At 65.8% G+C, this 11,891-nt stretch carries 12 protein-coding genes; 10 read left to right on the forward strand and 2 right to left on the reverse strand.

The window, feature by feature from the left end:
* Positions 1–138 precede the first annotated feature (138 nt).
* The 6 genes from hemA (at position 139) to BEK68_RS14640 (ending at position 5,211) form a co-directional block, all read left to right on the forward strand.
* Positions 139–1,446, forward strand: coding sequence for a glutamyl-tRNA reductase (hemA, locus tag BEK68_RS14615; RefSeq protein ID WP_004634699.1), 1,308 nt, complete (start codon positions 139–141; stop codon positions 1,444–1,446).
* 109 nt (positions 1,447–1,555) lie between these two features.
* Positions 1,556–2,638 (forward strand): peptide chain release factor 1, encoded by a 1,083-nt coding sequence (prfA, locus tag BEK68_RS14620; RefSeq protein WP_012436504.1) that lies wholly within the window; start codon positions 1,556–1,558, stop codon positions 2,636–2,638.
* A gap of 181 nt (positions 2,639–2,819) precedes the next feature.
* Positions 2,820–3,188 (forward strand): hypothetical protein, encoded by a 369-nt coding sequence (locus BEK68_RS14625; RefSeq protein WP_004634695.1) that lies wholly within the window; start codon positions 2,820–2,822, stop codon positions 3,186–3,188.
* A gap of 97 nt (positions 3,189–3,285) precedes the next feature.
* On the forward strand, positions 3,286–4,188 hold the full coding sequence (prmC, locus tag BEK68_RS14630) for a peptide chain release factor N(5)-glutamine methyltransferase (protein ID WP_012436505.1): 903 nt from the start codon (positions 3,286–3,288) through the stop codon (positions 4,186–4,188).
* Positions 4,189–4,256: 68 nt separating this feature from the next.
* Positions 4,257–4,568: a Grx4 family monothiol glutaredoxin gene (grxD, locus tag BEK68_RS14635; RefSeq protein ID WP_004634690.1), complete on the forward strand. Its 312-nt coding sequence runs from the start codon at positions 4,257–4,259 to the stop codon at positions 4,566–4,568.
* Positions 4,569–4,587: 19 nt separating this feature from the next.
* Positions 4,588–5,211, forward strand: coding sequence for a UbiX family flavin prenyltransferase (locus BEK68_RS14640; RefSeq protein ID WP_004634689.1), 624 nt, complete (start codon positions 4,588–4,590; stop codon positions 5,209–5,211).
* Positions 5,212–5,233: 22 nt separating this feature from the next.
* Here the strand turns inward: BEK68_RS14640 and BEK68_RS25775 are convergent, their stop codons facing one another.
* Together BEK68_RS25775 and BEK68_RS14645 are read right to left on the reverse strand one after the other, a co-directional pair.
* Positions 5,234–5,404 (reverse strand): hypothetical protein, encoded by a 171-nt coding sequence (locus tag BEK68_RS25775; protein WP_004634685.1) that lies wholly within the window; start codon positions 5,402–5,404, stop codon positions 5,234–5,236.
* Between the two features lie 121 nt (positions 5,405–5,525).
* A complete protein-coding gene (locus tag BEK68_RS14645) occupies positions 5,526–6,266 on the reverse strand; it encodes a hypothetical protein (protein ID WP_012436507.1) in 741 nt (246 codons plus the stop codon).
* A gap of 334 nt (positions 6,267–6,600) precedes the next feature.
* Here BEK68_RS14645 and BEK68_RS14650 point away from each other — a divergent pair, with 334 nt between their 5' ends.
* From BEK68_RS14650 to BEK68_RS14665, 4 genes are all read left to right on the forward strand, one after another.
* The gene (locus BEK68_RS14650; RefSeq protein ID WP_012436508.1) at positions 6,601–8,163 is read left to right on the forward strand and encodes a glucan biosynthesis protein G; all 1,563 of its coding nucleotides are present in this window, start codon (positions 6,601–6,603) and stop codon (positions 8,161–8,163) included.
* A complete protein-coding gene (gene mdoH / locus BEK68_RS14655; RefSeq protein WP_024542172.1) occupies positions 8,136–10,724 on the forward strand; it encodes a glucans biosynthesis glucosyltransferase MdoH in 2,589 nt (862 codons plus the stop codon). Before BEK68_RS14650 ends, mdoH begins: the two co-directional genes overlap by 28 nt.
* 190 nt (positions 10,725–10,914) lie before the next feature.
* Positions 10,915–11,238: a hypothetical protein gene (locus tag BEK68_RS14660; protein ID WP_009241972.1), complete on the forward strand. Its 324-nt coding sequence runs from the start codon at positions 10,915–10,917 to the stop codon at positions 11,236–11,238.
* Between the two features lie 162 nt (positions 11,239–11,400).
* Positions 11,401–11,889, forward strand: a complete 489-nt coding sequence (locus BEK68_RS14665) for an aminoacyl-tRNA deacylase (RefSeq protein WP_004634675.1) — start codon at positions 11,401–11,403, stop codon at positions 11,887–11,889.
* The last annotated feature ends 2 nt before the right edge of the window (positions 11,890–11,891 follow it).

An 11,891-nucleotide genomic window follows, 5' to 3' on the forward strand; every position in this document is an offset into this window, starting at 1 on the left:
CCGCGCGGCGCGTGACGAATAACCGACATTCATCCATACACGTCACCAGATTTGACCTGTGTCCTGCTGATCCGGGGGCCGGGCGTTATAATCCAGAGTGCTCAAAATTCGTGCCGTTTCTTTAACCGGCCGCCCCACATGCAGTTGCTGACGCTCGGAATCAACCACCACACTGCGCCGCTTTCCCTGCGCGAGAAGGTGGCGTTTCCGCTCGAGCAGCTCAAGCCCGCGCTGGGCACGCTGCGCCAGCATCTGCCCCACCTCAGAAGCACGGCAGAAGCCGCCATTCTCTCCACCTGCAATCGCACCGAAATCTACTGCGCCACCGACGGCAACCTGCCTGAACAGACCGCGCACGAACATGCCATTCGCTGGCTGGCGCAGCACCACAACATCGACGCCGGCGAACTTGCGCCCCATGTGTATTCGCTCGGCCAGTCGCTGGCCGTACGCCACGCATTTCGCGTGGCCAGCGGGCTCGATTCGATGGTGCTGGGCGAGACCCAGATCCTCGGGCAGATGAAAGACGCCGTGCGCACCGCCACCGAGGCGGGCGCCTTGGGCACGTACCTGAATCAGCTGTTCCAGCGCACCTTTGCCGTGGCCAAGGAAGTGCGCGGCACGACAGAGATCGGCGCGCATTCCGTGTCGATGGCCGCCGCCGCCGTTCGCCTGGCGCAGCGCATCTTTGAGTCGATCGCTGATCAGCGCGTCCTGTTCATCGGCGCCGGCGAGATGATCGAGCTGTGCGCCACCCACTTCGCCGCGCAGACGCCGCGCGAAGTGGTGATCGCCAACCGCACGCTGGAACGCGGCGAGAAGCTGGCCGAATCGCTGTCGAACCAGGGCCTGAACGCCCGCGCCGTGCGTCTGGCCGAACTGCCGACCAAGCTTGCCGAGTTCGACATCGTTGTCTCGTGCACCGCCAGCACGCTGCCCATCATCGGCCTGGGCGCCGTTGAGCGCGCCATCAAGCAGCGCCGCCACCGCCCAATGTTCATGGTCGACCTGGCGGTGCCGCGCGACATCGAACCCGAAGTCGCACGTCTGTCCGACGTGTTCCTCTACACCGTGGACGACCTGGGCGCTATCGTGCGCGAAGGCAACGCGCTGCGGCAGGCCGCCGTGGCGCAGGCCGAGGCCATCATCGAAACGCGCGTGCTGAACTTCATGCACTGGCTCGATGCGCGCAGCGTGGTGCCGATCATTCGCGATCTGCACGCCCAGGCTGAAACGCTGCGCCAAGGTGAACTGGAACGCGCCCAGCGCATGCTCGCCCGCGGCGACGATCCGGCGCTGGTGCTCGAAGCGCTGTCTCAGGCGCTCACCAAGAAATTCCTCCACGGCCCGACGCATGCGCTCAACCACGCGCAGGGCGAAGGCCGCGAACAGCTCATCGACCTGCTGCCGGCGCTATTCCGCCAGTCCAGCCACTCCGAGCGCTAGCGGCCAGCGCATCGCACGTGCGCCGCATGGTTTCACGCCCGGCGCGCAACATCTGGCGCGGTATCATGCGCCGCCTCCGCTTCCAGCGTTTCCCTCCGCGACTGCCCGAATGAAGCCCAGCATGCTGTCCAAGCTCGACCAACTGGCCGAGCGCATCGTCGAAATCAACGCGCTGCTTGCGCGTGAAGACGCCACCGCCAACCTCGACCAATATCGCAAGCTCACGCGCGAACACGCCGAGCTGGAGCCCGTGGTCGCGCAATTTGCCGCATGGAAGCAGGCGGAGGAAGACATCGCCACCGCGCAGGAGCTGGCGGCCGATCCGGACATGAAGGCGTTTGCGGAAGACGAACTGCGTGCCGCGCGCGAGCGGATGGAATCCCTCGAAGGCGAACTGCAACGTCTGCTGCTGCCAAAAGACCCGAACGACCACCGCAACATCTTCGTGGAAATCCGCGCAGGCACGGGCGGCGATGAATCCGCGCTCTTTGCCGGCGACCTGCTGCGCATGTACACGCGCTACGCCGAACGGCAGCGCTGGCAGGTGGAGATCGTGAGCGAATCGCCATCAGACCTTGGCGGCTACAAGGAAGTGATTGCGCGGCTGGTGGGCGAAGGCGCGTACTCGCGCCTGAAGTTCGAATCTGGCGGCCACCGCGTGCAGCGCGTGCCGGCCACCGAGGCGCAGGGGCGCATCCATACGTCGGCCTGCACCGTGGCGGTCATGCCGGAAGCCGATGCGCTGGCCGACATCCAGATCAACCCGGCCGATCTGCGCATCGATACGTTCCGCGCGTCGGGCGCAGGCGGCCAGCACATCAACAAGACGGATTCCGCCGTGCGCATCACCCACCTGCCGACCGGCCTGGTGGTGGAATGCCAGGACGACCGCAGCCAGCACCGCAACAAGGACCGCGCCATGCAAGTCCTTGCCGCGCGCCTGAAGGATCGCCAGGAGCGCGAGGCGCAAGCCAAGGAAGCCAGCGCGCGCAAGAGCCTGATCGGCTCGGGCGACCGGTCCGACCGCATCCGCACGTACAACTTCCCGCAAGGCCGCGTGACCGATCACCGCATCAACCTGACGCTGTACAAAATCGACGCGATCATGGACGGCGACATCGATGAACTCGTGGGCGCGTTGGCTGCTGAGCACCAGGCGGAACAGCTCGCGGCGCTGGGCGAAGACGCCTGATCGCCCAATCGTTAAAAAGCGCGCTCTCCGTAACATCCGCTTGCGTTTGATACAGCTTTGCGCGATGGCGAGACGGTCCCGCGTTCCTATAATCGATCTCGATCACGCCGAGTGCATCGCCGGTCGCATCCGGCACGCACTCACCAACAAGCGCGGCAACATCACGATTAGGAGAATCGCAATGCGTACCCAACTGCTGGCTATTACCGTCGCCACCACCCTCGCACTCGGCCTGGCCGCCTGCGGCAAGAAAGACGAGGCCACCGACCAGGCGGCCAAGAGCGCGATGGAGCAATCGAAGGACGCCGCCAAACAGGCGCTCGACAACGCCGGCACCGCCGTGACCAAGGCCGCGGACGCCGCCAAGGTGGAACTGTCGCAAGCGGCTTCGGACGCGCAAGTCTCCGCCTCGGGCGCGCTGGCGCAGGCCAAGGAGGCCGCCAAGACCGCGGCCGACAAGACGGCCGACGCGGCCAAGGTTGCAGCAGACAAAACCGCTGACGCCACCAAGGAAGCGGCCAACAAGGTCAAGGACGCGACCAAGCAGTAAGCGCCGCTCAACCGCACAGCCCCGCTCGCGGGCCCGCGCCACATCGGCCGGGCCCGTGTTATTTTGTGCGCCCGATCTCCGCTGCCAGTCTGTTGCCGTGTCGTCTGTTCCCGTCATTTCGCCCGAAACCCTGGCTCGTGTGGCCGATGCGCTGACAGCGCTGGCCCGTGCCGGCCTGCCCGCACTGGAAGCACGCATGCTGGTCTCGCACGTGACGGGCCTGTCGCGCGTGCAACTCATCACGCAAGACACCTGCGCCATCGACGTGGCCGCGCGCGCGCGTATCAGCGAACTCGCGGCGCGCCGCTTGGCCGGCGAGCCGATGGCGTATCTGCTCGGCGAACGAGAATTCTTCGGCCGCACCTTCAAGGTGACGCCCGCCGTGCTGATCCCGCGCCCTGATACCGAATTGCTGGTCGAACAGGCGCTGGACCACCTCGAGGAGTGCGATGCGCCGGCCGTGCTCGACATGGGCACGGGCAGCGGCATCATCGCCATCACGATTGCGCTGGCGCGGCGCGACGCGCGCGTGTGGGCCACCGACGCCTCCGCCGATGCGCTGGCCGTGGCGATCGACAACGCCAAGGCGCTCGGTGCCACCAACGTCCAGACTGCGCTGGGCGACTGGTACGGCGCGCTGGCCGGAACCGATGCGCCACCCGCCTTCGACCTGATCGCCAGCAACCCGCCCTACATCGCCGCCACCGACGCGCATCTCGACCAGGGCGACCTGCGCTTCGAGCCCGCCAGCGCCCTCACCGACCACGATGACGGCCTGCGCCACCTGTGCAGCATCGTCGCCGGGGCGCCGGCGCGGCTCGTCTCCGGGGGATGGCTGCTGGTCGAACACGGCTACGACCAAGGCGAACCTGTGCGAGCGCTGCTGGGCGGCGCCGGCTTCGCCAACGTCTTCACCGCGCAGGACCTAGCCGGCCACGACCGGTGCAGCGGCGGGCAATGGCCGGATCAAAACGCCGGTGCGCGTTCCTCGCTAAAATAGATGGGTTTTCCAATGTGGATGTCAGCTCGGGAACCCGGCTGCCGCCCCTCACCCAATCGAGTCTCCCCATGAGCACCACGCACGAAAAGATCGACCAGATCGTCAAAGGCCACCCCGTCGTCCTCTTCATGAAGGGCACGGCGCAATTCCCGATGTGCGGCTTTTCGGGCCGCGCCATCCAGATCCTGAAGGCCTGCGGCGTGGACCGTCCGCACACCGTCAACGTGCTGGAAGACGACGAAATCCGCCAGGGCATCAAGGACTACGCCAACTGGCCGACCATTCCGCAGCTCTATGTCAACGGCGAGTTCATCGGCGGCTCGGACATCATGATGGAGATGTACCAGAGCGGCGAGCTGCAGCCGCTGCTGGCTGCTTGAGCTACGGTCTCATTTCAGCGTGACTCCGACCCCGAACGCCACGGCTCAGACGCCACCCGTGCGCCGCATCATCGTGGCGATCACGGGGGCGTCAGGGGCAATTTACGGGGTGCGGCTGCTGCAGGTTCTGGAGGGCCTACGTGAAACAGCGGGGGTGGAATCGCACCTGCTGATGTCGCCCGCAGGGCTGATGAACGTGCAGCATGAGCTGCACATGGCACGCGAAGAGGTGGAAGCGCTGGCGCACGTCGTGCATAACGTGCGCGATATCGGCGCGACCATTGCCAGCGGCTCGTTTGCAGCGGAAGCGATGGTGGTCGCGCCCTGCTCGATGAAGACGCTGGCGGCCGTCGCGCATGGCCTGTCAGACAACCTCATTGCGCGCGCTGCCGACGTCACGCTCAAGGAGCGCCGCCGCCTCATCCTGATGGTGCGCGAAACGCCGTTGAATCTGGCGCACCTGCGCAACATGACGGCCGTCACAGAGATGGGCGGAATCGTGTTTCCGCCCGTGCCGGGCTTTTACCAGCGCCCCAAGACGATCGACGACCTGGTCGACCACACGGTCGGGCGCGTGCTGGATCTGATCGGCTTGCCGCAGACGTTGGCGCCGGGCTGGCGGGGCCTGCGTTCAACGGACTAGACGCTGATCAGCCGACTGCCGATCAGCGGTGGTGGTAATTGAAGTACACCGAAGGTCCACCCCAATAGCCGCCGTAATAGGCGGGATAAGCCGGTGCGGCATAAACCGGCGCAGGCGCCACAGCCACCGGCGCCGGATACACAGCACATCCCCCAAGCGTCGCGGCCAACAAGGCCAGAGCCACGATTTTCATGATTAGCGTCCTTCGGCCCCGCTAGTGGAGCCATGTCGACGTTATAAGCCGGCGCGAGCGACGCCGGCGTCATGCGGGTGTAAGCGGTGTAACCGAAAACTACGAACGGGTGTTCGTAAGTTCACTGCTTAGGCATCGGCTTACCTGCAGAAGGCTTGGCCGTCGCGGCGGGCGCGGACGCGGCCACACCGGACGCCGCAGGCGGTTTGGGTGCATTCGGGTCGACTTCCGCACGCATCTGGTCCATGACCGCCCCGGCGCGCGGCGCCCAAAGGAATTCCACCGTGCCGTTCTGTGGCTCTTCAGGAATCGCATACATCGTGATGATCGTCTGCTGACCCGCCCAACGTGCGCGAAGCGAATCGACTGTCTTGCCAGACTTGAGCTTGAGGGGCGCCTTGCCTTCCTGCGCTGGCTTGCCGTAGCGATCGGACAAGGCCTGGAAGACGCGCTGTTCGGTATCCACGCCGCGCGTCGGCACGAACATGCCGGCGATGTTGCCATCCTGGTCAATCAGCAGCACGGCCTGCGGTCCATCCATCAACTCGGGGCGCGATGCCTGCGGCACGCCCAGCGAACGCGTGCGGCCGTGCGATTCCAGCGCGTCGGAGCAATATTCGGCGACGTCGTTGCCGCCATTCGCGCGGACGTCTTCGCACGAAGGCAGCTTGCGCAGCGGCTTGCCGAGCGGAAAGGCATCGAGCAGCACCGCCACATCGCCAGGGTCGCGCGCCGCCTTGGCGGGTGCTGCGGCCTTGGGAGCAGCCTTGGCTGCGGGTGCGGCAAACGCCACGGGCGCGAGCAACGAGGTCGAGATGGCAAGCGCAGCAGTTGCAGTGGCGCGTCGCGTCCAGCAGGTCATGCGAACTCCATTGAGAAAAGAGCCGAAAGTGTGCCACGCGGGAATCCGGGCGCACGGAAAAGCGATTCTGACTGCCGGCAGACGGCCTGCGTTCCCGTCAACCGAATGGCCGAGCGGCTCGAAACCGCTTGGTTACACGCCATTTGACGCGGATAGCGGCCCGATGCGGCCGGAAACATTATCAAAATGTTGCCGCTTTTGATCTCGCAAAGGTCCGGCGGGTAAAATCTCGGCGGCACAGACGAATGACCGGCAGGACCGAAGCGTCACGTTCCTCGGCCCGCCGCATAGACTCGATCTCATTTTGAACATTCCCTCCGCTGTTTCCTCCCGCATGCCGTCAGCCGCCCGCGCTGTACGCACCCGTTCGGTAGCCCGCCATGCGCGGCTGGCCGTCGGCCTGCTGGCGCTGGCTTCGGCTCATGCTGCGCTGGCCTTCGGCTTCAACGATGTGGCCGCACGCGCCAAGCAACTGGCCGCCAAGCCTTACCAGGCGCCCGCCGACACCCTGCCGCGCGAACTGCGCGAACTGCGCTACGACCAGTACCGCGAAATCCGCTTCAAGTCCGACCAGGCCTATTGGCGCCGTGACAAGCTGCCGTTCGAACTCGGCTTCTTCCACGAGGGTTCGTACTACGACCAGCCTGTGAAGATCAACGAGGTGTCGCCCGCCGGCGTGCGCGAAATCCGCTTCGATCCGCGCCTGTTCGACTACGGCCCGGTCAAGCTCGATCCGAAACAGGTGCAGAAGCTCGGCTTTGCCGGCTTCCGCGTGCACTATCCGATGAACACGCCCAAGTACAAGGACGAAGTCATCGTGTTCCTGGGCGCGTCGTACTTCCGCGGCATCGGCAAGGGGCAGGTCTACGGCCTGTCCGCGCGCGGTCTGGCCATCGACACCGCGCTCAATTCGGGCGAGGAATTCCCCCGCTTCACCGATTTCTGGATCGAACGCCCCGCGGTCAACGCCAAGGAACTGACAATCTACGCGCTGCTCAACTCGCGCCGCGCCACGGGTGCCTACCGCTTTGTCATCAAGCCGGGCAGCGATACGGCGGTCGACGTGAAGGCGCAGGTGTACATGCGCGAAAACGTGAGCAAGCTGGCCATCGCACCGCTCACCAGCATGTTCTTCTTTGGCGAGAATCAGCCGGCGCCTGCGCTGGATTTCCGCCCCGAGGTGCACGACTCCGACGGCCTGTCGGTGCTTTCCGGCACGGGTGAATGGATCTGGCGTCCGCTGACGAACCCCAAGCGCCTGCTGGTCAGCTCGTTCGGGACGACCAATCCGGGCGGCTTCGGCCTGATGCAGCGTGACCGCGCGTTCTCCAGCTACCAGGAAATCGGCGACCGCTATGAACTGCGCCCGAGCGCGTGGGTCGAGCCCGTCGGCAAATGGGGCGCGGGCCGCGTGGAGCTTGTGCAGATCCCGACGCCCGACGAGACGAACGACAATGTGGTCGCCTACTGGGTGCCCGAGAACCCGCCCAAGCCGCATCAGCCGTTCAACCTTGAATACCGCCTGCTGTGGCAGAAGGATGCCGACAAGAAGCCAGCGCTGGCATGGGTTACGCAGACGCGCCGCTCGCACGGCTGGACCACCAAGCGCCCCGACGAGCGCAAGCCTGACGATACGATCGCCTTCGTGGTCGACTTTGAAGGCCCCGCACTGGCCAAGCTGGCGCCGAATGCGCCGGTTGAGCCGGTGTTCTCGGCAGATGCCAACGGCAAGATCGAATCGATCTTCGGCCAGCCCAACACCGCGACCGGCGGCTGGCGCGTGACCGTGCGCCTCAAGCGGGTCGACGACGACAAACCCGTCGAATTGCGCGGCTACCTGCGCAGCGGCGGCACCGGACTCTCTGAGACGTGGAGCTACCTGTTACCGCCGGGCTGAACGTGACGACAGCCCAGACTGGCGGTGCTCCCGGCGCCGCCCCCTCCACCAGCCCTGCCACAGCGCAGTCTGTGGCAGACCATTACCTTGAAGCGCTGCCGCTGGCGGCCGATGCGCGTGCTGCGCTGCTGCACGACGCGGGCATCACCGCTGGCGACGACGATGCAGCGGCGCTTGCCAAGCTGCATCGCGCACTGGCCAGGCTCGACCCGGCGCAGACAACCTCGCTTGACGCCGACGCGCCGGCCTACGCCTCCGTAGGCTCGCGCCTGGATGCCGCCTATGGCGCCACGCGCGCCAATGCCGCATCGACGGAGCCCACTGCTGAACCGGTACCGCCGCTTGAGCACGATAGCCAGGGCCGCATCCATCTGGATACGGGCCCCGCACCCGCGCGCCGGTCGATGGTGCCGTGGCCGTGGGTGCTCGGGCCCATCTGGCGCGCGCGCAAGGCCATCGACCGCTGGATGCACGGCGGCCAGAAGCCGGTGCCGTATGAAGCGCCCGACTCGCCCGACCCGAAAGGCATCTGGCGCTTCGTCGGGGCGCGCCGGCGCCTGACGCTTCTCGCGCTGATGATCGCGCAGACCATCGCTGCCACCTGGGCGATGAGCACAGTGCTGCCATACCACGGCGCAGATTGGCTCGAAGCCATCATCATCGTGCTGTTTGCGGTGCTGTTCTGCTGGGTGTCAGCTGGCTTCTGGACGGCCATCACCGGCTTCCTGCTGCTGGCCTTCCACGGCGACCGCTTCGTCATCTCGCGCCGCGCCACGCCCGACGCCACGATTCCGGACGATGCGCGCACGGCCATCGTCATGCCGATCTGCAATGAAGATGTGCAGCGCGTGTTCGCGGGGCTGCGCGCGACGTACGAGTCGTTGCAGCGCACGGGACACCTGGAGCACTTCGACTTCTTCGTGCTGTCGGACTCCGGCGACCCGGACATCCGCACGGCAGAAGCCGACGCATGGCTGCACATCTGCCGCGCGCTCGATGGTTTCGGCCGCATCTTCTACCGCTGGCGCCGCCACCGCGTGAAGCGCAAGAGCGGCAACATCGACGATTTCTGCCGGCGCTGGGGCGGCAAATACCGCTACATGATCGTGCTCGACGCCGACAGCGTGATGAGCGGCGATTGCCTGACGCGCCTCGTGCAGTTGATGGAAGGCGCGCCAAGCGCGGGCATCATCCAGACCGCGCCGCGCGCCGCCGGCCGCGACACGCTGTATGCGCGTATCCAGCAATTCGCCACGCGCGTGTACGGGCCGCTGTTCACCGCTGGCCTGCACTACTGGCAACTCGGCGAGTCGCACTACTGGGGCCACAACGCCATCATCCGGCTAGACCCGTTCATCAAGCACTGCGCGCTGGCGCCGATTCCGGGCAAGGGCTCGCTTTCCGGCGAGATCATGTCGCACGACTTTGTCGAAGCCGCGCTGATGCGGCGCGCCGGCTGGGCCGTGTGGATCGCCTACGACCTCGACGGCAGCTACGAAGAAATGCCGCCCAACCTGCTCGACGAGCTGGGCCGCGACCGCCGCTGGTGCCACGGCAACCTCATGAACTTCCGCCTGTTCGGCGCGCCGGGCTTTCACCGTGTGCACCGCGCGGTGTTCATCACCGGCGTGATGGCGTATCTGTCGGCGCCGCTGTGGTTCCTGTTTCTGATCCTGTCGACGGCCCTGCTGGCCAAGCACACGCTGATCGCGCCGGAATACTTCACGCAGCCCCGCCAGCTCTTCCCGATCTGGCCGGAGTGGCATCCGGAAAAAGCCGCCGCGCTGTTTTCCGCCACCGCCACCGTGCTGTTCCTGCCGAAGATCCTGAGCGTGCTCGTCCTGTGGGCGCAGGGGCCGAAACGCTTTGGCGGGGCGATCCACCTGGCGTTGTCGATGGCAATCGAGGCGGTGTTCTCGGTGCTGGCCGCGCCGGTGCGCATGCTGTTCCACACGCGCTTTGTGACGGCCGCGTTCCTCGGCTGGAAGGTGCACTGGAAGTCGCCGCCGCGCGAAGATGCACAGACGCATTGGAGCGACGCCGTACGCCGCCACGGCCTGCACACCGTCATCGGCATCGTTTGGGCCGCCATCGTGTATTGGCTGAACCCGAGCTTCCTTTGGTGGCTGTCGCCCGTGGTCGGCGCGCTGATCGTGTCGATTCCGCTGTCCGTGTTCTCCAGCCGCGTGAGCCTGGGCCGCCGCATGCGGCGCCTGCGCCTGTTCATGATTCCCGAGGAAGTGCGCCCGCCGCGTGAGTTGCGCGCCACGCGCAAGCACCTGCGCAATGCGCCGCCGATGCCGGATTTCCGCCAAGCCGTGGTCGACCCCGTCACCAACGCGCTGATGTGCGCGATCGGCACGGCGCGCTTTCCGCACGACCGGCGCTTGGTTGCCGTGCGTGAGGCGCATGTGCGCCATGCGTTGGAGGTTGGCCCGGACAAGCTCACGGGCAAGCAGAAGCTGGTGTTGCTGTCCGATCCATTCTCCTTGTCGGCACTGCACCTGGCGGTGTGGTCGTCACCTGCACAGCGTGCGGCCTGGGAAGCTGCACAGGGCTGAACGCGCCACCCCACTTGAAGTGCCGCGCCCCACCAGCGTCTTGCCGGTGGGGCGTTTTACTTCCCGTTACATCCGTAGGATTTGCGTATCACCTGAAGCGCCCAACGGTTCATAGAATGGCATCACGAACTTGATACACGAAGTCGACGGCACAGTAGCCCCCGGCCTCGCAACCGTAAGGAGAAGCATCATGAAACGCACACTGCTCGCATTCGTTCTGGGTGGCGCCGCGCTGTGCGCCTCGACGGCGGCGCTGGCGCATGTGGATGTCGGCGTGGCGATCGGCGTGCCTGCGCCGGTGTATGTGGCCCCGGCACCTGTCTATGCACCCCCGCCCGTGGTATATCGCCCTGCCCCGGTCTATGCCCCGGCCCCGGTGATCTATGGCGGCTACTATCGTGACCGCGACGACTGGCGTGAGCGCGAATGGCGCCGCCACGAGTGGCGCGAACGCGAATGGCACGAACACGAAGGGCACCACGATCACGGCTGGCACCGCGGCTGGGACCGCTAACGCCTAGCGGCAACAGGCAGCTACATCGGCAACGGGCCGCTCACACGAGCGGCCCGTTGCTTTTGTACGCTCGAATGCCCGCGCAATCTGCAAACCGACCTATGCTGACGTAGTGGCCCCCTGCAATCCCGCCGCCGGCCGCACAGCACACGGGAGGACGCCATGTCGATCTCCAGCACCCTCGACGGCTGCCTGCGCAGCAAGGGCTGCCTGTACGAGGTGATTCGCCATCCGCATACCCATACCAGCACGGAGACCGCGCAGTCTGCACATGTCCCGGGCGACCGTCTGGCCAAGACGCTGCTGCTCGAAGACAAGCTCGGCTATGTCGCGGCCGTGTTGCCATCGACGTATCACCTGCATCTGTCGGAATTGCAAAAGGAAACTGGCCGCCTGGACCTGACACTGGCCGATGAATCCGAGTTGCGCGAAGTCTTTCGGGACTGCGATGCTGGCGCCGTACCACCCGTTGGCATGGCTTACGGCATGCCCACCTACATCGACAGCAGTCTGATGGCCCACGGCGACGTCTACTTCGAAGCCGGCGACCACGAAAATGTCGTGCATATGGACATGGATCAGTTCATGGCTTTAATGCGCGACGCCAAGCCCGGACACTTCGCGTATCGCATGCAGGGCATGCTCTTCTGAGG

Origin of the sequence: Ralstonia pickettii (assembly GCF_001699815.1) — a bacterium.
GTDB classification, from domain to species: Bacteria; Pseudomonadota; Gammaproteobacteria; order Burkholderiales; family Burkholderiaceae; genus Ralstonia; species Ralstonia thomasii.

Excerpts from the sequence above, each read along its gene's own strand:
- hemA (WP_004634699.1), top strand. The coding sequence starts at position 139 with ATGCAGTTGCTGACGCTCGGAATCAACCACCACACTGCGCCGCTTTCC.
- prfA (WP_012436504.1), top strand. The coding sequence starts at position 1,556 with ATGAAGCCCAGCATGCTGTCCAAGCTCGACCAACTGGCCGAGCGCATC.
- BEK68_RS14625 (WP_004634695.1), top strand. The coding sequence starts at position 2,820 with ATGCGTACCCAACTGCTGGCTATTACCGTCGCCACCACCCTCGCACTC.
- grxD (WP_004634690.1), top strand. The coding sequence starts at position 4,257 with ATGAGCACCACGCACGAAAAGATCGACCAGATCGTCAAAGGCCACCCC.
- BEK68_RS25775 (WP_004634685.1), bottom strand. The coding sequence starts at position 5,404 with ATGAAAATCGTGGCTCTGGCCTTGTTGGCCGCGACGCTTGGGGGATGT.
- BEK68_RS14645 (WP_012436507.1), bottom strand. The coding sequence starts at position 6,266 with ATGACCTGCTGGACGCGACGCGCCACTGCAACTGCTGCGCTTGCCATC.
- BEK68_RS14650 (WP_012436508.1), top strand. The coding sequence starts at position 6,601 with ATGCCGTCAGCCGCCCGCGCTGTACGCACCCGTTCGGTAGCCCGCCAT.
- BEK68_RS14660 (WP_009241972.1), top strand. The coding sequence starts at position 10,915 with ATGAAACGCACACTGCTCGCATTCGTTCTGGGTGGCGCCGCGCTGTGC.
- BEK68_RS14665 (WP_004634675.1), top strand. The coding sequence starts at position 11,401 with ATGTCGATCTCCAGCACCCTCGACGGCTGCCTGCGCAGCAAGGGCTGC.